The sequence below is a fragment of the Psychromonas sp. L1A2 genome (assembly GCF_009828855.1).
Lineage (GTDB): Bacteria > Pseudomonadota > Gammaproteobacteria > Enterobacterales > Psychromonadaceae > Psychromonas.
The window spans coordinates 1,680,125-1,702,485 of record NZ_WUAG01000002.1 but is presented as its reverse complement, the minus strand read 5'-3'; the positions used below and the strand labels follow the sequence as shown (position 1 = coordinate 1,702,485).

General features: G+C 39.0%; 14 protein-coding genes, 1 tRNA gene and 2 rRNA genes. 6 read left to right on the top strand and 11 right to left on the bottom strand.

What is annotated here, in order from left to right; genetic code table 11:
• Positions 1–57 precede the first annotated feature (57 nt).
• The 7 genes from GQR59_RS17800 to rpoE all read right to left on the bottom strand — a co-directional run bounded on the left by GQR59_RS17800 (position 58) and on the right by rpoE (position 8,186).
• Positions 58–2,945 (bottom strand): 23S ribosomal RNA (locus GQR59_RS17800).
• Positions 2,946–3,340: 395 nt separating this feature from the next.
• Positions 3,341–3,416: transfer RNA gene (locus tag GQR59_RS17795), tRNA-Glu, on the bottom strand.
• A gap of 146 nt (positions 3,417–3,562) precedes the next feature.
• Positions 3,563–5,107: ribosomal RNA gene (locus tag GQR59_RS17790) — 16S ribosomal RNA — on the bottom strand.
• Together the 16S and 23S rRNA genes with 1 tRNA gene alongside form the textbook arrangement of a ribosomal RNA operon.
• Positions 5,108–5,605: 498 nt before the next feature.
• Positions 5,606–6,043, bottom strand: a complete 438-nt coding sequence (locus tag GQR59_RS17785; protein WP_160064909.1) for a SoxR reducing system RseC family protein — start codon at positions 6,041–6,043, stop codon at positions 5,606–5,608.
• Positions 6,043–7,053, bottom strand: a complete 1,011-nt coding sequence (locus tag GQR59_RS17780; protein ID WP_160064907.1) for a MucB/RseB C-terminal domain-containing protein — start codon at positions 7,051–7,053, stop codon at positions 6,043–6,045. Before GQR59_RS17780 ends, GQR59_RS17785 begins: the two co-directional genes overlap by 1 nt.
• 8 nt (positions 7,054–7,061) lie before the next feature.
• A complete protein-coding gene (locus tag GQR59_RS17775) occupies positions 7,062–7,595 on the bottom strand; it encodes a sigma-E factor negative regulatory protein (RefSeq protein ID WP_160064905.1) in 534 nt (177 codons plus the stop codon).
• 12 nt (positions 7,596–7,607) lie between these two features.
• On the bottom strand, positions 7,608–8,186 hold the full coding sequence (rpoE, locus tag GQR59_RS17770) for an RNA polymerase sigma factor RpoE (RefSeq protein WP_160064903.1): 579 nt from the start codon (positions 8,184–8,186) through the stop codon (positions 7,608–7,610).
• Between the two features lie 167 nt (positions 8,187–8,353).
• On the opposite strand from rpoE, the gene nadB reads away from it, so the two are divergent.
• The gene (nadB, locus tag GQR59_RS17765) at positions 8,354–9,982 is read left to right on the top strand and encodes an L-aspartate oxidase (RefSeq protein WP_160064901.1); all 1,629 of its coding nucleotides are present in this window, start codon (positions 8,354–8,356) and stop codon (positions 9,980–9,982) included.
• On the opposite strand, the gene GQR59_RS17760 is transcribed toward nadB, so the two are convergent.
• Together GQR59_RS17760 and GQR59_RS17755 are read right to left on the bottom strand one after the other, a co-directional pair.
• Positions 9,979–10,428 carry a protein YgfX gene (locus GQR59_RS17760; protein ID WP_160064899.1) on the bottom strand — a complete coding sequence of 150 codons (450 nt, stop codon included), beginning with the start codon at positions 10,426–10,428 and terminating at the stop codon, positions 9,979–9,981. The genes nadB and GQR59_RS17760 overlap by 4 nt on opposite strands.
• The gene (locus GQR59_RS17755) at positions 10,400–10,651 is read right to left on the bottom strand and encodes an FAD assembly factor SdhE (protein ID WP_160064897.1); all 252 of its coding nucleotides are present in this window, start codon (positions 10,649–10,651) and stop codon (positions 10,400–10,402) included. Before GQR59_RS17755 ends, GQR59_RS17760 begins: the two co-directional genes overlap by 29 nt.
• 301 nt (positions 10,652–10,952) lie before the next feature.
• On the opposite strand from GQR59_RS17755, the gene ygfZ reads away from it, so the two are divergent.
• From ygfZ to metJ, 3 genes are all read left to right on the top strand, one after another.
• A complete protein-coding gene (gene ygfZ / locus GQR59_RS17750; protein WP_160064895.1) occupies positions 10,953–11,930 on the top strand; it encodes a tRNA-modifying protein YgfZ in 978 nt (325 codons plus the stop codon).
• Between the two features lie 150 nt (positions 11,931–12,080).
• Complete coding sequence (locus GQR59_RS17745) at positions 12,081–14,606, top strand: class I adenylate cyclase (RefSeq protein WP_201288137.1); 2,526 nt, start codon at positions 12,081–12,083, stop codon at positions 14,604–14,606.
• A gap of 163 nt (positions 14,607–14,769) precedes the next feature.
• Positions 14,770–15,057, top strand: a complete 288-nt coding sequence (metJ, locus tag GQR59_RS17740; RefSeq protein ID WP_160064891.1) for a met regulon transcriptional regulator MetJ — start codon at positions 14,770–14,772, stop codon at positions 15,055–15,057.
• 600 nt (positions 15,058–15,657) lie between these two features.
• Here the strand turns inward: metJ and GQR59_RS17735 are convergent.
• Positions 15,658–16,281: a bifunctional 4-hydroxy-2-oxoglutarate aldolase/2-dehydro-3-deoxy-phosphogluconate aldolase gene (locus tag GQR59_RS17735; protein WP_160064889.1), complete on the bottom strand. Its 624-nt coding sequence runs from the start codon at positions 16,279–16,281 to the stop codon at positions 15,658–15,660.
• Between the two features lie 23 nt (positions 16,282–16,304).
• Complete coding sequence (locus GQR59_RS17730) at positions 16,305–17,240, bottom strand: sugar kinase (RefSeq protein ID WP_160064887.1); 936 nt, start codon at positions 17,238–17,240, stop codon at positions 16,305–16,307.
• A gap of 739 nt (positions 17,241–17,979) precedes the next feature.
• Between GQR59_RS17730 and GQR59_RS17725 the strand changes: the two genes are divergently transcribed.
• A complete protein-coding gene (locus GQR59_RS17725; protein WP_160064885.1) occupies positions 17,980–20,118 on the top strand; it encodes a heparinase II/III domain-containing protein in 2,139 nt (712 codons plus the stop codon).
• A 2-nt stretch (positions 20,119–20,120) separates the two neighbouring features.
• Positions 20,121–22,310 (top strand): heparinase II/III domain-containing protein, encoded by a 2,190-nt coding sequence (locus tag GQR59_RS17720; protein ID WP_160064883.1) that lies wholly within the window; start codon positions 20,121–20,123, stop codon positions 22,308–22,310.
• Positions 22,311–22,361 lie beyond the last annotated feature (51 nt).

Below are 22,361 nucleotides of genomic sequence, written 5' to 3'. Positions count from 1 at the left end.
TAGTTTAAAGAGTATCCACTCTAGTCTTGGTAAACACCAACACCACTTAGGTGTTGTATGGTTAAGCCTCACGGGTAATTAGTACAAGTTAGCTCAATACATTACTGCACTTACACACCTTGCCTATCAACGTTGTAGTCTCCAACGGCCCTTTAGGGAACTTAAAGTTCCAGTGAGAACTCATCTTGAGGCTCGCTTCCCGCTTAGATGCTTTCAGCGGTTATCGATTCCGAACGTAGCTACCGGGCAATGCATCTGGCGATACAACCCGAACACCAGCGGTTCGTCCACTCCGGTCCTCTCGTACTAGGAGCAGCCCCTCTCAATTCTCAAACGCCCACGGCAGATAGGGACCGAACTGTCTCACGACGTTCTAAACCCAGCTCGCGTACCACTTTAAATGGCGAACAGCCATACCCTTGGGACCGACTTCAGCCCCAGGATGTGATGAGCCGACATCGAGGTGCCAAACACCGCCGTCGATATGAACTCTTGGGCGGTATCAGCCTGTTATCCCCGGAGTACCTTTTATCCGTTGAGCGATGGCCCTTCCATTCAGAACCACCGGATCACTATGACCTACTTTCGTACCTGCTCGACGTGTCTGTCTCGCAGTTAAGCTGGCTTATACCATTGTACTAACCTCACGATGTCCGACCGTGATTAGCCAACCTTCGTACTCCTCCGTTACTCTTTAGGAGGAGACCGCCCCAGTCAAACTACCCACCAAACAGTGTCCCAAACCCCGATTCAGGGGCCATGGTTAGAACTCAAAACATACAAGGGTGGTATTTCAAGATTGGCTCCACGTCATCTGGCGACAACGCTTCAAAGCCTCCCACCTATCCTACACATGTAGGCTCTAAGTTCACTGCTAAGCTATAGTAAAGGTTCACGGGGTCTTTCCGTCTAGCCGCGGGTACACAGCATCTTCACTGCGATTTCAACTTCACTGAGTCTCGGGTAGAGACAGCATGGCCATCATTACGCCATTCGTGCAGGTCGGAACTTACCCGACAAGGAATTTCGCTACCTTAGGACCGTTATAGTTACGGCCGCCGTTTACCGGGGCTTCGATCAAAAGCTTCGACCTAAGTCTAACCTCATCAATTAACCTTCCGGCACCGGGCAGGCGTCACACCCTATACGTCATCTTACGATTTAGCAGAGTGCTGTGTTTTTAATAAACAGTTGCAGCCATCTGGTATCTTCGGCCTCTAGCAGCTTAGAGAGCAAGTCTCATCACCGCCAAAGGCGTACCTTCTCCCGAAGTTACGGTACCATTTTGCCTAGTTCCTTTACCCGAGTTCTCTCAAGCGCCTTGGTATTCTCTACCTGACCACCTGTGTCGGTTTGGGGTACGATCCTTTATTATCTGAAGCTTAGAGACTTTTCCTGGAAGCATGGCATCAATGACTTCAGTACCTTAGTACCTCGACATCGTATCTCAGTGTTAGTAGAAACCCGGATTTACCTAAGTCTCCCACCTACATACTTGAACCTGGACAACCATCGCCAGGCCCACCTAGCCTTCTCCGTCCTCCCATCGCAATAATAAAGGGTACGGGAATATTAACCCGTTTCCCATCGACTACGCCTTTCGGCCTCGCCTTAGGGGTCGACTCACCCTGCCCCGATTAACGTTGGACAGGAACCCTTGGTCTTCCGGCGGGGAGGTTTTTCACCCCCCTTATCGTTACTCATGTCAACATTCGCACTTCTGATACCTCCAGGATGCCTTACAGCTTTCCCTTCGACGGCTTACAGAACGCTCCTCTACCACGCATATAAATATGCGTCCGCAGCTTCGGTGATATGTTTAGCCCCGTTAAATCTTCCGCGCAGGCCGACTCGACTAGTGAGCTATTACGCTTTCTTTAAAAGATGGCTGCTTCTAAGCCAACTTCCTAGCTGTCTAAGCCTTCCCACATCGTTTCCCACTTAACATATACTTTGGGACCTTAGCTGGCGGTCTGGGTTGTTTCCCTTTCCACGACGGACGTTAGCACCCGCCGTGTGTCTCCCATGATTGCACTTGTTGGTATTCGGAGTTTGCAAAGGGTTGGTAAGTCGGGATGACCCCCTAGCCTTAACAGTGCTCTACCCCCAACAGTGATACATGAGGCGCTACCTAAATAGCTTTCGAGGAGAACCAGCTATCTCTTGGTTTGATTGGCCTTTCACCCCCAGCCACAAGTCATCCCCTAATTTTTCAACATTAGTGGGTTCGGTCCTCCAGTTGATGTTACTCAACCTTCAACCTGCTCATGGCTAGATCACCAAGTTTCGGGTCTAATCCCAGCAACTATTCGCCCAGTTAAGACTCGGTTTCCCTACGGCTCCCCTAAACGGTTAACCTTGCTACTGAAATTAAGTCGTTGACCCATTATACAAAAGGTACGCAGTCACGGAATAAATCCGCTCCTACTGCTTGTACGTACACGGTTTCAGGTTCTATTTCACTCCCCTCACAGGGGTTCTTTTCGCCTTTCCCTCACGGTACTGGTTCACTATCGGTCAATTAGGAGTATTTAGCCTTGGAGGATGGTCCCCCCATATTCAAACAGGATTTCTCGTGTCCCGTCTTACTCGTTTTCACTGTAAAGAAGTTTTTGTGTACGGGACTATCACCCTGTACCGTGGCACTTTCCAGAGCCTTCCACTAACTTTTAAACAGCTTAAGGGCTGTTCCGATTTCGCTCGCCGCTACTTTCGGAATCTCGGTTGATTTCTTTTCCTAAGGGTACTTAGATGTTTCAGTTCCCCTCGTTTGCTTCGACTAGCTATGTATTCACTAGCCGATGACACTAAGTGCCGGGTTGCCCCATTCGGAATTCCAGGATATAACGCTTGTTATCAACTCCCCTGGACTTATCGCAGATTACCACGTCCTTCATCGCCTCTAATTGCCTAGGCATCCACCGTGCACGCTTATTCACTTAACCATACAACACCTAAACAGTGTCTAGATGTGTATGTTGCTTCCAAGACGCTTGTGACTCATATTTTACATATGAAAAACAATCGTTTTTCGTGCACCTATCAATTAATAAATTAACTGAGTAGATACGTACTCACATTACAGTAACGAATTACTATAATGTGTGCTTTTTATTTTGCTTGATTACAATATCTAATTTAACTACAAGTAGTTATTTTAAATACTGAGAACAATTTCGTTTATATTTATCACACCAATCAACACCGAAGTGTCATTGTTATTGTGTGATAAATAAGAACATTTATCAGCTTTCCTAATTGTTAAAGAGCAGTGTTAAAAACACTTAATAATCATTCTAAGCAAGAACAGTTATTAAGTATCTTTCATTAAAGTAGTAGTTGGTATCCCCAAGGGGATTTGAACCCCTGTTACCGCCGTGAAAGGGCGGTGTCCTAGGCCTCTAGACGATGGGGACCCGGAACCTACTTTGCTTTCTAATCAGTCTAATCAAACAATCTGTGTGGGCACTCATATGAAAATTGCCTAAGCAAACTTTCATAGCCGGTAGGTTTATTTGCCTAAGCAAATTCACCGTAAGGCTTGCTAATGTGTTTCTTTACGTAAGGAGGTGATCCAGCCCCAGGTTCCCCTAGGGCTACCTTGTTACGACTTCACCCCAGTCATGAACCACACCGTGGTCATCGCCATCCCCGAAGGGTTAAGCTAATGACTTCTGGTGCAGCCCACTCCCATGGTGTGACGGGCGGTGTGTACAAGGCCCGGGAACGTATTCACCGTGGCATTCTGATCCACGATTACTAGCGATTCCAACTTCACGGAGTCGAGTTGCAGACTCCGATCCGGACTACGACAAACTTTAGGAGATTCGCATACCATCGCTGGTTAGCAGCCCTTTGTATTTGCCATTGTAGCACGTGTGTAGCCCATCCCGTAAGGGCCATGATGACTTGACGTCGTCCCCACCTTCCTCCGGTTTATCACCGGCAGTGTCCCTAGAGTTCCCGGCATAACCCGCTGGCAAATAAGGATAAGGGTTGCGCTCGTTGCGGGACTTAACCCAACATTTCACAACACGAGCTGACGACAGCCATGCAGCACCTGTCTCAGAGTTCCCGAAGGCACTCATCAATCTCTTGGTGATTCTCTGGATGTCAAGGGATGGTAAGGTTCTTCGCGTTGCATCGAATTAAACCACATGCTCCACCGCTTGTGCGGGCCCCCGTCAATTCATTTGAGTTTTAACCTTGCGGCCGTACTCCCCAGGCGGTCTATTTAATGCGTTAGCTTTGAATCCCACGGCATATAGCCACAAAATTCTAATAGACATCGTTTACTGCGTGGACTACCGGGGTATCTAATCCCGTTTGCTCCCCACGCCTTCGCGCCTCAGCGTCAGTCTTTGTCCAGGTGGCCGCCTTCGCCACTGGTATTCCTTCAGATCTCTACGCATTTCACCGCTACACCTGAAATTCTACCACCCTCTACAAAACTCTAGTTAACCAGTTTCAAATGCAGTTCCAAGGTTGAGCCCTGGGATTTCACATCTGACTTAATTAACCGCCTACGCGCGCTTTACGCCCAGTAATTCCGATTAACGCTCGCACCCTCCGTATTACCGCGGCTGCTGGCACGGAGTTAGCCGGTGCTTCTTCTGCGAGTAACGTCACAGATAAAACCTATTAAGATTTACCCTTTCCTCCTCGCTGAAAGTGCTTTACAACCCGAAAGCCTTCTTCACACACGCGGCATGGCTGCATCAGGCTTGCGCCCATTGTGCAATATTCCCCACTGCTGCCTCCCGTAGGAGTCTGGACCGTGTCTCAGTTCCAGTGTGGCTGGTCATCCTCTAAGACCAACTAGGGATCGTCGCCTTGGTAAGCCATTACCTTACCAACTAGCTAATCCCACTTGGGCTACTCTTATGGCGTGAGGCCCGAAGGTCCCCCACTTTGATCCGGAGATGTTATGCGGTATTAGCAGTCGTTTCCAACTGTTGTCCCCCACCATAAGGCATATTCCCAAGCATTACTCACCCGTCCGCCACTCGTCAGCAAAGTAGCAAGCTACTTTCTGTTACCGTTCGACTTGCATGTGTTAAGCCTGCCGCCAGCGTTCAATCTGAGCCATGATCAAACTCTTCAATTTAAAGTTTAATTTGCACTTAATTAAAAGTGCGACTCAATACTACTGACTAAAACTTACTGCTAATCTCCCTATATAAATATAAGAAACTCACAATTTATTATTCTGAAATAATGAATTATTTCGTGTGTCACTATTATTGATGTTGCCTTTACAAGAAAGGACTTTGATTTTTTTGAAATCACATCAACAACAAGTGCACACACAGATTGTTTGATTAAATTGTTAAAGAGCGTGCCTTTCGGCTAGGCGGCGTATATTACGCGCCTTTCGAACAATGTCAACGTTTTAATTTAACTTAATTTCGAAGCGAACTACGAAGCGTTAATACGTTAAAATATTCTCAGTGTTGGTTAGTGGCTTGCGCCTCCGTCCTTGTCTGTGCGGCGTATTATAGGGATAGCGAAACTATTGGCAAGTGTTTTATTGCGTTTATTTCAATTAAATCACAGAGTGATTAATTAACAAACAAACTGTTCAATTTAACAGTTTATTTAGATGTTATTTTGTACTGATGAGTTTATTGAGGCTGTTGATTGGGTATAGCTTTGATGAAACAGCTTTAGCGATACAAGTTCCAACAACTAAAGACACACCAGATGCGAAGATAACCAGCAGTTCATTAGAGAAAAATAAGTTACTTAATGTACATGTAACGATAAAAAGGAATAGAGGAATGATATAAACAATTAGTGAGCTTTTAACGATATCGTTATTTTCAATTAATAACTCTATGGAATGATCAACCTTCATCCCTTCTTTAAATGGCATGGATAGTTTATGAGACTTATCACTAAGACCTTTAGCAACAATACCTACCCCACAATTATCATTACTACTACATGATTTACAGGCAGATTTAGAGATACATTCAACAATTGCTGTTTTTTCTCCGTTAATAACGGTTATATCTATTATTTTACCTGTTTCATGTAGCATTATTTCGAAGGCTCGATTGAGGCTGCAATTTTTTCTGCAGTAAGAAGTGGAATTTCTCCAATAACATTAATTTCAATATTTTCTGTTTGCTTAGTATAAATTAGTGTTCCACCGCGTTGAATAATATTCTGTTGTTCTGCTAATTCTGTTTGTTTCGTTGATACATAAACAGATACACGCACAATACCATCATTAAGCATAATATATGAAACAGGGTCTGTATCGTGCATCATTAATTTATGCTGATCGTCTTTTACGATTTCAAAACCTGGCGGCATCCAATCAAGTTGCCACTTAGGTAACTCCGCCATTGTAGTTAACGGTAGATGTAATACTTCAGGGGTTGCCTGAACACTTAGCTGTTGGATCCACGGGTTTATGGTTTCACTTATATTCAATGAAACAACCATAGTTTGTTCAACAATTTGATTCGATTTATTAATGATATCGAGACGTAATGGCAAATAACTTTCTAAATCGAGCCATACAATATAACTATATCGATATTGATCTTTACTAATCATTCGGATCGCGATGGCTTTTTTTCCTGCGATTCTATCTCTACCAAGAATGATATATTCATAATTCTTATTACCATTTTCAAAGTCAAAATTAGCAATATTAGCAAAGACACTTTGATCTCGATTGGTTGCTAAGCTATAGGCTTGGCTACCCTGTTGGTAGAAACTAATTTTCCCATCAAACTGTAAAGACTCTCGCATTGTTCCATTTAAGAAATAGAAGTAAGCAATGCTTTTACCATCTACAACACCATGGATAAGTTGCTTCGGCTCTATTTGATTTTGAGCAGTATTAAGATAAAGCAGTTTATAATTTAATTTCTGATAAGCCTGCTTCATATTATTTAAATAATTTAAAGCAGACGGTAATGCTTGTTTAGTTTCGATTTTAACTTCTGATTGGGCTACTTCTGGGCTTGCGATTAGTTGCGGTGACACTAATAAAGACAATAGCGACATTAACGCAACTAAAAATAATCGATGTTTCATCGTTAACCTTAAGGCTGTGTTTGTAACTGTAGCTGATGGTCTTTTAATAACGCTTCTACACGTTCATTACGCTCTTTGATATCACTTTTAGTTTGTAATGGTGTTGCTTGTAAACTAACTGGTGCAGCTGCGCCGCCAAATGGTACGGTATTTAATACCGGAGCAACACTTGGGTCAGTTGCTGAACCTTGATTTACCATCAAGCTACTAACAACCACAACACCTGCTACAGATGCAGCAATCGCATACTGTCCAAAGCGTTTCATAAATGGCACAACATTACTTTTCTCTGGTTCAGGAGCTGCGCTCAAAGGTGCAACATAATCATCCTGCTGTTCATTAGCAATTGCAGCCATCACACTATCTGTAACATCCATTCGCAAATCTAAGCCATTGCTTTCATCACGAAGTACATCACCAATTAGTTGATATCTTGAAAACTGTTTTTGTAAAGCTGCATCTTCAAGAACCGTATTAATGACCTCTTTATCACCTAACTCATTATCAATGAGTGATGATAGGTCTTGTGAGTATTCTTTCATTATAAATTCCAATTAATTTTCTAATAAAGGTTTTAATTGTTTATCAATTGCTTCACGCGCTCTAAAGATGCGAGATCTAACGGTACCAATTGGACAATTTTCAATTTGTGCAATTTCGTCATAACTCATGCCTTCAAGTTCACGTAATGTAATCGCTGACTTTAACTCATCAGGTAAATCACCAATTACTTTTAAGATAACTTGCTTTATTTCCTGTGAATGTAAAATTGCCTCAGGGTTAGCATCATCTTTTAAAGCACCACTTCCGTCATAACTATCAGCTTCTTCTGCATCAATATCAGATGCTGGAGGACGTCGGCTTTGACTTGTTAAATAGTTTTTAGCTGTATTTACCGTAATTCGAAATAGCCAAGTATAAAAAGCACTATCACCTCTAAAGTTAGGTAATGATTTATATACTTTTATAAACACTTCTTGCGACACGTCAGGTATATCACCAGAACTTCGCACATAACGTGTGAGTATGTTAGCCACACGCGTTTGGTACTTACGTACTAATAATGCAAATGCTTGCTGCTCACCATTTTGTATACGTTGTATTAACTGTAAATCTAATTCACGCTCATTCATTGAGCTTTTCTACCTATATTTATAGTGAGCTATTGATTCTCACAGATATGACTTTTATTAAAAAAGAAAGTTCCAAATAAATTCAAAACAAAGATGTTTTTGGATAAACTCTCTCATTACTCGGAATGTTAGTTAATCATTTCATCCAAAACAGAGCATATAATGCCATGACAGAGACTAAAACAAAAACTGAACATCAATACACTTGTGATGTTTTAATCATTGGCGCTGGCGCAGCAGGTTTATCGCTAGCTCTAAAAATAGCAGACCACAGTACCGTCAGAGTACTAAGTAAGGGCATACTTTCAGAAGGTTCGACCTATTATGCTCAAGGCGGTGTAGCTGCTGTTTTCTCTGACGATGATAGCACTGACTCGCATTTTGAGGACACTCTTGTTGCAGGGGCTGGTTTATGTGATGAAGAAGCTGTTCGCTTTACCGTGAACAATGCAAAAGAAAGTATGCAATGGTTAATTAAGACTGGCGTTAACTTCGACACTGAAGTTAATGCTCAAGAAGAAACTCAATATCACCTTACTCGTGAAGGAGGCCACTCCCATCGACGTATATTACATGCAGCAGATGCAACTGGTCGAGAAATAGAAGAGTCTCTTTTAACTGCGGTTAAAAAACATCCAAACATTACCTTAATGGAAGGCTACAACGCCATTGATTTAATCACCACACAAAAACTAAATTTACCTGCAAATCGCGTATTAGGTGCTTATGTTTGGAATAGAACGGCAGAGCATGTCGAAACAATTAATGCTCACTTTGTTACTTTAGCAACAGGCGGCGCGAGCAAAGTATATCAATATACCAGTAACCCTGATGTTTCCAGTGGTGATGGTGTTGCCCTCGCTTGGCGAAGTGGTTGTCGTGTAGCCAATATGGAGTTTAATCAATTCCATCCAACCTGTTTATATCATGCCGATGCAAAAAATTTCCTATTAACTGAAGCATTACGTGGTGAAGGCGCATTATTGTTACGCCCTGACGGAACACGTTTCATGCCCGACTTTGATGAAAGAGGTGAATTAGCACCGCGTGATATCGTCGCTCGTGCGATCGATTACGAAATGAAGCGTCTTGGTGTGGATTGTATGTATTTAGATATTAGCCATAAACCCAAAGATTTCATTGTAAAACACTTTCCAACTATCTATCGTCGCTGCTTACTCTTAGGGCTTGATATTGCTCATCAACCAATGCCTATTGTTCCTGCAGCCCACTATACTTGTGGAGGTGTTATGATTGATCACCATGGTCAAACAGACATTGATGGCTTATATGCAATAGGTGAAGTGACTTATACAGGCTTACACGGAGCTAATCGCTTAGCCTCAAATTCACTACTGGAATGTATTGTATATGCGCATGCTTGTGCAAAAGATATTATTAACCGTATTCCTTTCTATAAAGAACGCAAGTTTGCAGTGATTCCTGATTGGGATGATAGCCAAGTTGAAAATTCAGATGAGCAAGTTGTTATTCAACATAACTGGCATGAACTACGTTTATTTATGTGGGATTATGTTGGTATCGTACGCACTGATAAACGCTTACAAAGGGCACTAAGTCGAGTTGAATTATTACAACACGAGATCACTGAGTATTACAGTAACTTTAAAGTAGGCAATAATTTATTAGAACTGAGAAATTTAGTTCAAGTCGCAGAATTAATTATAAAAAGTGCAATAAGAAGAAAAGAAAGCAGAGGTTTACATTACAACTTGGATTATCCAGAACAAAGCGATAACCCTAAGCCAACAATATTAAACCCTAAAAAAGATTAACCCCAACGCGCGCTATTAATAAGACGAGCAAGTAAATGGTACTCTTCTTCTGTAACGCTATCATAAAACACAATAAACCATTTTCTTGGTTTGTTGTGTTGTAGCTGCTTCACTAATAACTTATCTGTCGCTTCCACGCATAGCAATATAATCCAACCATTATAAAAAGATCGGGAATTAATCTTACCTGCAATAACCATGGGTTTATTGATTTCGATATTCCCAGTTTCAGATAAAGCACAAGAAAATGGTAAGAGTATTGACGATTGGACAAGATAAAAAGAAGTTAATATATAAGCGATTAAAAAAACAACACTAAACCAACCCACTCCCCACAACAAAAACAATAAAATAGCACTGAATAGCAGTGTTATTATCGCCAGTACGTTGGCGATAAATGAACGGGTAGATTGTATGTTATAATTTAACGCGCTTGAGGATGACATCGACAATTTCAGCAAGATCAGGATCAGGACAGGTCTTATGCCCCATAAACCAAGCAAATAACTCAGGGTCTTCGCAAGTCAAAAGACGCTGAAAGGACAATTTATGTTGTTGGCTTAAATCACTGTAAGCCTCTTTTGCAAATGGCATAAACAGTACATCAAGTTCTAACATACCACGACGACAAGCCCACAATAAACGAGAAAGAGAAACCTCTTCTGTCATGACAAATACTTCCTTTTAAAAAAAATGGAGGATTATTTATAATAGCAATCCAAAATAATATGAAACATGATACTACACTGCATTAAAAAGTAAGTTCAGGCAAAATTAGCAGTAAACGATGATGACCCACAAATAAATATTTATCGAATTAATAACGTGTAATATTAATCGGTTATTTATATCAATTGATATACAGTGCACAACATCATAACAACAACGTTTTATTAACAGCAACTACTGACAAAATAGGTTGTGAGCTATAACATTGTAATAGACCAATTAGACCAAAAATGAGGCCAATATGCGAACACTTAGCCAACTTGAGAACATTAGTAAGCTACCAGACTTAGTTTTATGCCCACTTGATAGCTGGGATTTAATTAGTGTAACAGGTGAAGACCGTATTACTTTTTTACAAGGACAATTAACTTGTGATCTTGAAAAATTAGAAACCGGGCAGCAAACCTTAGCTGCGCATTGTAACCCTCAAGGAAAAGCGTGGACAGTCGCACGAGTAATTGTATTAGAAGACCGTGTTTTATTAACTCAGCCTAGCTCTGTCTCTGAAGTACAATTACCAGAATTAAAAAAATATGCTGCTTTTTCTAAAGTCGTGATACAAAAAGAAACTGAATATAAAATATTTGGTTTAGCAGGCCCTAAATCAGCAGAATATATTGCTGAAGAGGTTGATACGGCAACAACGCATGAAACAAGTAGTTTACTTGATAGCGGCACAATATTGATAAAACAACCATATCCATCATTACGTTATCTTGCGATTATGAAAAATGCAGTTGCTGAAGATTTATTAGCCGATTTAAAAAATAAAGCAGAAATCTTCGATGACAGTTTATGGAATGCAATGAATATTGCTGCAGGTGTCGGTTTTATTGAAGCACAAATATCTGCACAATTTATCCCACAAATGTTGAATTTACAGGCGCTTGATGGGATAAGCTTTACAAAAGGTTGTTACATCGGCCAAGAAACGGTAGCTAGAGCAAAATATCGTGGAGCTAATAAACGTGCAATGTTTATTCTGACAGGCCGTTCAAACGATTGCCCAAAAGCAGGTCAAACAATCGAAATATTATTAAATAACAATTGGAAACGAGTCGGTGCAATAGTGTCTGCATGTCAATACGGTGATGGTCACATTGAAGTATTAGCCGTATTGCCGAAAGATACAAATCCTGAAGATATTTTCCAAGTAAAAGAACTTGAAGGCTCTACACTTTATTACGCTCCTCTCCCTTACCAGATAGCGGAAGATTAACCTGTAGCCCCTCGATAACTCTAGGGGCGTCGTTGACTGCGCTTGTAGTAGAAGAACACTATATTTACCAATAACCATAATTAATGCTATGATGCTCACACTTTTTTTAGGGTTTAATAGTAATTTACGCCTGCACAAATGGAACACAGCTTGAATCAAGAAATCATCCAATTACGCGACAAATCAGACGAGTTTTCTCGCCTACGCGTTAGATCTGCTTTAGCATTAATGAGGCAAGATGAAGCTGATGTTTTTCAAAGTTTTCCATTATTATTACACTTCAACGACCCTGCTTTACCTGGTTATATAAAAGGTGATGTACCGGTTGGTATTTGTCAATTTAGCCCCACTAAAAAACACCAAAATTTAGTACAAAAGCTATTCGCCATTGAATTGCCAGAAGATGAAATAGAAGCGCCAGAGATTATTGGCTTGTATGCCATGGGGAGTACCTCGTCTATTGGTCAATGTTCTGAAAGTGATTTTGATGTTTGGATTTGTTATTCGCATGAATTAGATCCAGCTCGAGTTGAATTGCTTGATAAAAAATCATGGGAAATCACCTATTGGGCGGAAAGTTTAGGCGTGGAGTTAAACTTCTTCCTTATTCCTGATAATAAATTCAGAGTTAATAATAAAGCAGCGTTGAGTAATGAATCATGTGGAACATCTCAACATATGTTGTTACTCGATGAGTTTTATCGCACCTCATTACGTGTTGCTGGTCGACGTATTTTATGGCGACAAATTCCTCATGAACATGAACATCACTACGATAGCTATGTTAAAAACCTTTGTGCAACTGGGCAAATTAATGCCGATGATTGGTTGGACTTAGGTGGCTTATATTGTGTACCTGCTGAAGAGTTATTTGGTGCTACATTATGGCAACTTTATAAGGGCATCGATAACCCATATAAAGCAACATTAAAGACCATTTTAATGGAAGCTTATTCTTGGGAGTATCCAAATATAGAGCTTATTTCGACATCATACAAAAAAAGTTTTCAGGAACAAGATTTCTATGATGAACACTTAGACCCATACTGTCTCATGCTTAGCAAAGTAAGTGACTACTTAATTAGCATTAATGATTTACAACGTTTAGAGTTAGTACGAGTTTGTTTTTACTTTAAAACAGAAGAGATGCTATCGACATCTTCCTTTAAAGAGAACTCTGCTTGGCGACGTACTATATTAAATAAGTTAATCAATCAATGGGGTTGGACTGATAGTCAAATTGCAGACTTAGATAACCGTAATAATTGGAAAATACGCGAAGTAAAACAAGCGAATACCCTTTTACTTGATGCGCTAATGTTAAGCTATAGTAACTTAATTAAATTTGCACGTGATAACAACATTAGTGAATCAATCAGTGCTGAAGATATAGGTATTTTATCTCGTAAACTTTACGCGGCACATGAAACGCTACCAGGCAAAGTTGATATTATTAATCCTAATATCTCACCAAATCTAGTTGAGCATAATCTCAGTTTCATTCAAATTCCTGAGCATCGTAAAAATAAAGCTGGTTGGTACTTATTCAATAGTACTTTAGATTCTTTTGAATTGGCTTCTACTCCCTGTTTAGGTGATTCACCTTACCTATCTAAGTTAGTTGCTTGGAGTTATGTAAATGGATTATACGATGAAGATACAAAACTTCACTTATATAATCAAGGTTCTGATTTAGTTGATAAAAACCTAAACCAATTTGCAAAAGACTTATACGCTGTTTTCCCTGTATATGTACCAAAAGCCAGTGATAAAGCACTTAGTGCGCCTTGTGCTATTAAGCATTTATCTATTTTCTTAAATGTAGAAAAAGATCCAACAAGACATTGGCAAGATACAGAAGAAAGTGAATTAAACCAGATCGATAATGTAATGGCTTACGGTGAAAATAAAGAAAGCCTAATTGGCAGTATCGATTTTATATACCGTAACTCGTGGAATGAAGTCCGTACATTACATTTTAATAGTCAATTTTCAGTGGTTGAAGCACTTAATACAATCCTTTCAAAAATGCATCAAGATGCTTCGCCACCTCATCAAATTGATTTATTTTGTTATAGCAGACATTTTAGTGAACAAATTTGTCAATCATTCGGCAGTAAACTGAATGAGTTTATTCAACTACGTTTGCATACCGTACATACAAGATCGGTACAAACATTATGGACTGGTGGTAGAAAATTTGGATTTTACTTCGAACGTAAAGGCGTTTCATTACAGCATCTAGAAAGTGCTGTGGATATTTATAGCCATATTTCTAAAAAGAAATTATCAGCTAGTTCATTAAACTTAAAAACGACTCACTATGATCAAACGGCAGATGTTATTGAGTCTCATATAAGTGAAGGTTTGATTCAATTCTTTTTTGAGAATTATCATAATGGTTTTAACGTTTATATTGCTAATGCAGATAACGATGTGGAGACGTTTTTAAACTTTGCGGGTTCAAAAAATGAATTTGTACAAAACGTAAATCGATTCTACGCATCTAATAGTCACCTCCCTGATTCTCTTGATGAGCAAATTAATTTTAACCTGCCACAATTCTACGACATCACGCTAAATGAAGATAAAACTTTATCGCTAAACCCATTTAAAAGCAGTAAGTTAACGGCTTCCACTAAAGACTTACTATCAACTCTTAAACCGAATGAATGACAAATAACATCACTTAAATCACCACTATTTAAGGCATAAAACCAAAGATAGCTAAATTTAAATTTCAAATAAGCTTAATAGACTTCTAGCCCTCTTTACGTTCAGATTGCCATACTTAAAAGATCAAGGTAAAATAAAGCATATTTTTTAAAAGGTTATTATTATGTCAACAAAGTGGAACGGTGAATATATTAGTCCTTACGCTGAGCACGGTAAAAAAAGTGAACAGGTAAAAAAAGTGACAGTTTCAATACCAACTAAAGTATTGAAAATACTGACTGATGAACGTACCCGACGCCAAGTGAATAATCTACGTCATGCTACGAATAGCGAATTATTATGTGAAGCTTTTTTACATGCTTACACCGGGCAACCATTGCCTGAAGATGAAGAGTTAGATAAAAGCCAAAATGTGAATATTTCAGAAACAATGGAAAAAACAGCAAAATAAAAACCTCTTATTGACCAACTAATGAAATTCAAAGCAAATAATACCGCCGTTCTTTATAGGTGGTTACTTGCTCTTTGGTTAGATCAACATTAATTACTCAGATTTTTTACCTCTTTTATCCTATAAAACCTTCTTTAATAACAATAATGCCAATTTTATATTCGCTTACGCAGAGCTTACTTTCTTTAAGGTTACAACCTTTCAATTTAGGACATAAATGAATGTAAGTAAGTAGTTATTCACTTTGCAATACTTGTAATGAAAAAGTAAATTTTTAGCCAGTAAAGTAGATTAATACCAATCACACTTATTAACTGATCTATTTTACTTATTAAAATAACTTATTTCTTCGTTGTAAATTTCGTAAAGGAAAGAAACATTAAAGCATTAACGTTTTTTGGTTAATTCTCAGACAGACGATTAACGAAGTTAATCTTCGAAAGGCTCAATTTACACCTTAAACTAAGTCATTTTTCCTGCGCGAAATTTAGATTACTTATTTAATGTAATTGGTATAACTACTTTTTGTATTCATTTTTAAAAGACATAAAAAAACCTCGATTAAATACATAACCGAGGTTTCCAAAAGACAGTTGATAATTATTTTAAAGCAGCAACCGCTTCTTTAACTAATTGTCCAATTTTATCCCATTCACGATTATCAATTAAATCAGCAGGTACCATCCAAGTACCGCCACAAGCAAGTACCGCCTTGATATCTAAATATTCATTGATATTCGCAGGTGAAACACCACCGGTAGGCATAAAGCTAACAGGGTAAACAGCAGTGAGTGATTTCAACATTGGAACGCCACCAGATGGACCAGCAGGGAAGAATTTTAACGTTGTTAATCCCATTTCCATTGCTTGCTCAACTAAAGATGGGCTATTTACACCAGGAATGATTGGCATATTACGTTGCTGACAGTATTTAACCGTTGTCGGGTTAAAGCCAGGGCTCACGATAAAATCAACACCCGCATCAATGGCTTCATCAACTGTTTTGCTTGTTAATACAGTACCAGCGCCAATTAGCATTTCAGGGAAAGCTTCACGTAGGTTTTTAATGGCTTGTGCAGCAGCAGGAGTACGGAATGTAATTTCCGCACAAGGCATACCATTTTCAACTAATACTTTACCTAACGGAACGGCGTCATTAGCGTCTTTAATTGCAATTACAGGAATTACTTTAAGTGCTTGTAACTTTTCATTTAATGTTGTCATTTTACTATCCTAAATATTTATAATTAATCTACAAAAGGAGCAATATACTGCATATCAATAATTGCGCCTTTATGCTGTATAACTGTACTTGCCACTTGATGTGCTTTTTCAGCAGCAACAACACTTGATTCACCTAACGTACGTTTTGATAGATAACCAGCAGCAAACGAATCTCCCGCCGCAGTGGTATCAATGACATTTTCAGGTGCTACTTTTTGAGCAGCAACACTAATTGAATCATCTGCTGTGATGATCAAACATTCACCGCCACCTTGTTTAATAACAATTTCTTGAACGCCTAATGCTCGAGTACGTTCGATACACTGCTCAACTTTTATGTCGCCGAACAAAGCTTGCTCGTCATCGAACGTTAATAGACCAGTATGTGTAACTGCTAAAATGCGTTTAAAACCTTCAGCGGCTTCTTCTGCAGAATTCCATAATTTAGGACGGTAATTATTATCAAAATAAACTTTACCACCAGCTGCTTTATAACGCGCTAGTAGGTCATATAATTTTTCACGACTAGCAGGCGGTAAAATCGCTAAACTAATACCAGATAAGTAAATAACGTCTTGCTTTAATAATGATTCAATTAACTCTTCACTTGCTGTTTCAAGCCAGAACTTTGCAGCAGCCGCGTCACGCCAGTAAAGGAAACTACGCTCACCTGTATCATCCGTTTCAACCATGTATAAACCCGGCTGTCTTGTTTCAGAACGTTGAACAAATTGAGTATCAATTCCTTCAGCATTCCATGCATCAACCATTTCTTGGCTAATTTGGTCTTGGCCTAATGCAGTCACATAACTAACATTAACATCTTTACTTGCCGTTAAGCGTGATAGATAGATAGCTGTATTTAGTGTATCTCCACCAAAAGATCTACGTAAAACACCATTAACTTCCTGCAATTCAATCATACATTCGCCAATCAAAGCGATATTTAAATTAGCCATTAGCCACCTCTGTTATAAAAAATGGATTCATTTGCATCCTCTATTCAATTTCTTGCTATTCATAACTTGGCCATATTGGCTTTGATTATAAAATCAGCATTTTATACTAATAATGTAAAAGTACTTTGTGCAGAGTTTATTTGTTTGCGCGAATTCATGTTATTAAGCACATTAATAATATTGATTCATATAGAATCAAACGACTAATTAATGCTATTTAACAAAAAATAAGCTTAATCAAAAAACCAGAAAGTATCTCATGGGCGTTAAAAAAGCCTGTTTGTTCAAAAAAGTACGAAAGCGTAACGTTTAGACGACTATTCAAATCAAAACATGACTTTGATTAACATTTAATTTGTTATTTTTATAAGTCAAAAATTGTACATTACACAAGATAATTTGTAATACAAAAAGACACTATGTGTGATCCAGATCATTCACCTACATCACAATCAAAATAATTAATTAGATATCAAAAACGTAGAAAGCACTATCTAAGATGACAATAGTATATCAACCAATCTTACATTATAAGGTAATAAAAAAGCACTTAGCCCTTAAGCTACTGAAAAGCAGAAACTATTATTTAAAAGTGATTAACAAAGCTAACTCAAGTTAATTTAAAAAATAAAAAATAGAGAGCTCACCCTTAAAAACTAAAAAATAAAAGTGATTTTACAGTCTATTTGTATTACTTTATTACACTGTTTCTATCCACTTTATATGCAATGAGGTCACAATGCCTGCCAACGTCAACGCTGTTCTTATGGACCAACAAGAAATTACAGCCATCCAAAAAGAACTCGGTAAACAAAGCCTAATGGGACTCAGCCTCGAAGCCCTGATTAACGACACAGATAACTATCTTGCACAACCAATAGATGTACCAGGACACAGTCCAGCTGGCGGTTACGCACATAATAAACATCAACAAAATTACAAATACATTGATCAAGCAGGTCGTTTATTTTTAATCACAGGCGATGAAAAGTATGCTCAGTTTACTGCTAATTTGTTAACACAATACGCCGATAAATATTTAGAGTTGGGTTTTCAAGAACAACGTAATACCAATCCACCAGGACGACTCTTTCACCAAATGTTAAACGAACATGTTTGGTTATTGTATGCAAGTTTAGGTTACAGCTGTATTAGCCATTGGTTGTCTGAAACACAACGTGCCCACATTGTAGGTCGCTTATTTGAACCAATGTTAGAAGTTGCCACTGTAAAGTATCACTTTGACTTTGACCGAATTCATAATCATGGCGTATGGGCAGTCGCGGCAACAGCAGCATGCGGCGCAGCCATTGGGCAAGAGAAATATATTGATTTGGCATTGCATGGTTTAGCCGGTGATGACATACAAGGTGGTTTCCTTGCACAACTAAGCAATCTATTTGCACCATCTGGTTATTATATTGAAGGCCCTTATTACCACCGTTATGCGATTCGTCCTTTATGTTTATTAGCAGAATTAACTCAGCGTTTCCGTCCAGAACTAGACATCTTTAACTTTAAAGGCCAAGTTATTGGCAAAACAATCCAATCTTTATTATCGACTGCTTATCCAAATGGTGTTTTCCCATCATTAAACGACGCATCAAAAAGCATGGATATTAAAGATGAAGGCGTAGTGATTGCAGTAAGTTTATATGCAAAACACTACCCTGAAGATACCAACTTATTTGGTATTGCTAAAATTCAACAACAGATTTGGATCAGTGGATGTGGCGTTGCTTTATCGCAAGCTTACCAAGCACAAGGCTCAGTTGAAGTTCCTTGCTTACCAAGCGTTGAATTAAGCGAAGGTCCTAATGGGGATAAAGGTGCTCAAGGCTTTATTCGCATGCAAAATGCAAAAGGTGATATTAGCCAATTAGTGATGAACTATGGTCAACATGGTATGGGACACGGCCACTTCGATACCTTAGGGATGACTTACTTTAATAACAATCAAGAAGTATTACGTGATTACGGGTTTGGGCGTTGGGTAAATATCGAACCTAAATTTGGTGGTCGTTACCTTGACGAAAATAAATCTTATGCACGCCAAACTATCGCACATAACTTAGTGTCTGTTGATGCAAGTTGTCAAAACAACTTTGATGTTGATACGGCTGATAGTAAACACGGCACACCACACTTCTTTATTGGTAGCGGTAAAACACAAGCAATGAGTGCTTATGCGGTTGACTTTTACCCTGGTGTCGACCAACAACGCTCACTTATTTTAATTGAGCATGAACAACTAGAAAAACCACTGCTTATTGATTTATTCCGCTTAATCAGTGAAGAAGCACATCAATACGACTACTCGCTACAATACCAAGGTCAAATCATCCGTACTAATGTTGAGCATAAACAACACGCAATATTACATCCAATGGGTGATGATGCAGGTTACCAACATTTATGGAACGAAAGTGAAGGTGCAGCAGCAAAAGACACAAGTTTAGTCAGTTGGTTACAAGGCAGTAGTTATTACACTTGGTTAAGTGCATCCTCTTCTGACGACACCTTATTTTTCACTCGTACAGGTGCTAACGATCCATCATTTAACTTACGTAGCGAAACAAGTTTAATTCTACGTCGCCAAGCTAAAAATGCACTATTTGCTAATGTGATAGAAACACATGGTTACTTTAATGAAGCGATTGAAGCTAGCTTAGATGCACGTGGTAAAATTCACTCAATTAATATTATTGGCTTTAATGATGATGCAACCGTTGTAGATCTTATAGGTGAAAACATTGCATTAACAGTGATGGTCAACAATGACCGTAATGCAACCACTGACAGTCAAACCACTATCGAATTTAATAATCAAACATACAGCTTCCAAGGTTTTGTTGCTGTAGAAAGTAAAGAGGTTTAATCATGAGTTACCAACCATTACTAATGAGCTATGAACAAGCAGCTGACTTACGTCAATACGTAGGCACTGACTCACTAATTGGTCGCTCTATTACTGAAGAGATTGAAGCACTTGAAGCTTACATGCCAATGGGTATTGAAATTCCAGGACATGGTGAAGCAGGTGGTTACGAACATAACCGTCATAAGCAAAACTATATTCATTTAGATTTAGCTGGTCGTTTATACTTAATTACTGAAGATAAACGTTACCTAGATTACGCAACAACTATGTTAGTTGAATATGCAAAGGTTTATAAACACCGAGAGCTAAACGTTAGTCGTGACTCCAATAAACCAGGTCGTTTATTTCACCAAACATTAAACGAAAACATGTGGATGTTATATTCATCGTGTGCTTATTCTTGTATCCGACATGAACTAACAGAGTCGCAACAACAACTCATTGAAAATGACTTATTTAAAGTGATGCTTGAAATGTTTGTTGTCACCTATGCAGAGAACTTCGATATTATCCATAACCACGGTTTATGGTCAGTAGCCAGTGCGGGTATTTGTGCTTATGCGATTAATGACCAAACAACAGTCGACAAAGCAATCTACGGTCTTAAAGGTGACAGTGTTTCTGGTGGTTTTATTGCACAGCTAACACAACTTTTCTCGCCTGATGGTTATTACATGGAAGGTCCGTATTACCACCGCTTCTCACTACGTCCAATCTTCTTATTTGCAGAAACTATTGAACGTCGTCAACCAGAAATCGGCATCTACCAATTAAAAGATGAAGTGATAAAAACAACGGCATATGCCGTCATGTCGACAGCATTCCCTAACGGTACGTTACCTGCATTAAATGATTCATCTCGTACCATGGACATTAAAGATCTTGGTATTTTATTAGCAACAAATATCTGTTTTGACCGTTACGAGCAAAATGAAACATTATTAGCAATGGCTAAACACCAAGATCATGTTTGGGTTCATAACACCGGTGCATCACTCTCTAATGCATTAGACAACAATACTGACGTAGCAAACTTCAACTGGGGTAGCCTAAGCCTTACTGATGGTTCTGAAGGGGAATGTGGTGGTGTCACTATTCTACGTCATCGTGATAGCAAATCAGACGATAGCATGGCACTACTTTGGTACGGGCAACATGGTAGTGATGCAAAGCTTCACTCTGCATTAGACCACGGTCATTTTGATGGCTTACATTTAAGCTTATTTAATAATAATCAAGAGTTTATTAATGATTACGGTTACGGTCGTTGGGTTAATATTGAACCTAAATTTGGTGGTCGTTACATTCCTGAAAACAAAAGTTATTGCAAACAAACCATTGCACATAACACTGTAGTCGTTGACCAAGTAAGTCAAAATCAAGGTAGTACAGCCATTGCACAACAACACTTTGGTGAAAAACACTTCACTCTGTTGGCTAATGAAGCGTCTAATGATGCAACGACTAAAACAAGCAATGGTAAGTTACAAGCAATGAGCGCTTTTGCACGTGATTATTACACTGGTGTTGACCAACAGCGTACGGTTATCATGCTTGAATCTGAAGAGTTTGAAAAACCACTGATTATTGATCTATTCCGTATGATCAGTGAAGAAGAGCATAGCTACGATTACCCTGTTCATTACAACGGACAAATTATTCGCACTAACTTTGAGTATCAAGCACATAAAAGCTTAAGCACTGTGGGCGATGGCTATGGCTACCAGCACCTTTGGAACCTTGGTCAAGGTAAAGTAGAAGGTTCATCATTAACAACTTGGTTAATGGGTAACAGTTACTATTCATTAATCAGTAGTGCAAATAAAGACAGTGAAGTCATCTTTGCTCGTACTGGTGCTAACGATCCTGACTTTAACTTACGTAATGAGCCAATGTTCATTCTTCGCCAAAAAGCAGCCAACCATTTATTTGCAAATGTTTATGAAACGCATGGCTACTTTAATGAAGCGATAGAAGCGAGCCTAAATGCTCGTGGTCAAGTTGATTCCGTAACGGTCTTACACACTGATGATAGCGCTTCTGTTGTTAGCCTTAATCTAATTGATGGCAAACAAATTAAAGTTTGTGTAAGCAACACTGCTGATGTAAATAACAATACCGAAACAAGCATAGTCATCGATGGCGAAACGCTTAGTTGGACCGGTTATATTGCTATTATCAACAAGTAAATAATTAAGCCTTATGGTGCTGGTTCTACAAAAGGCTTAATTAGATTTTAA

What these genes read in the sequence shown, in the direction of transcription:
- GQR59_RS17720 (WP_160064883.1), top strand. Translation starts at nt 20,121, where the DNA reads ATGAGTTACCAACCATTACTAATGAGCTATGAACAAGCAGCTGACTTA.
- GQR59_RS17735 (WP_160064889.1), bottom strand. Translation starts at nt 16,281, where the DNA reads ATGACAACATTAAATGAAAAGTTACAAGCACTTAAAGTAATTCCTGTA.
- nadB (WP_160064901.1), top strand. Translation starts at nt 8,354, where the DNA reads ATGACAGAGACTAAAACAAAAACTGAACATCAATACACTTGTGATGTT.
- GQR59_RS17775 (WP_160064905.1), bottom strand. Translation starts at nt 7,595, where the DNA reads ATGAAAGAATACTCACAAGACCTATCATCACTCATTGATAATGAGTTA.
- GQR59_RS17755 (WP_160064897.1), bottom strand. Translation starts at nt 10,651, where the DNA reads ATGACAGAAGAGGTTTCTCTTTCTCGTTTATTGTGGGCTTGTCGTCGT.
- metJ (WP_160064891.1), top strand. Translation starts at nt 14,770, where the DNA reads ATGTCAACAAAGTGGAACGGTGAATATATTAGTCCTTACGCTGAGCAC.
- GQR59_RS17725 (WP_160064885.1), top strand. Translation starts at nt 17,980, where the DNA reads ATGCCTGCCAACGTCAACGCTGTTCTTATGGACCAACAAGAAATTACA.
- GQR59_RS17730 (WP_160064887.1), bottom strand. Translation starts at nt 17,240, where the DNA reads ATGGCTAATTTAAATATCGCTTTGATTGGCGAATGTATGATTGAATTG.
- ygfZ (WP_160064895.1), top strand. Translation starts at nt 10,953, where the DNA reads ATGCGAACACTTAGCCAACTTGAGAACATTAGTAAGCTACCAGACTTA.
- GQR59_RS17780 (WP_160064907.1), bottom strand. Translation starts at nt 7,053, where the DNA reads ATGAAACATCGATTATTTTTAGTTGCGTTAATGTCGCTATTGTCTTTA.
- GQR59_RS17785 (WP_160064909.1), bottom strand. Translation starts at nt 6,043, where the DNA reads ATGCTACATGAAACAGGTAAAATAATAGATATAACCGTTATTAACGGA.
- GQR59_RS17760 (WP_160064899.1), bottom strand. Translation starts at nt 10,428, where the DNA reads ATGTCATCCTCAAGCGCGTTAAATTATAACATACAATCTACCCGTTCA.
- rpoE (WP_160064903.1), bottom strand. Translation starts at nt 8,186, where the DNA reads ATGAATGAGCGTGAATTAGATTTACAGTTAATACAACGTATACAAAAT.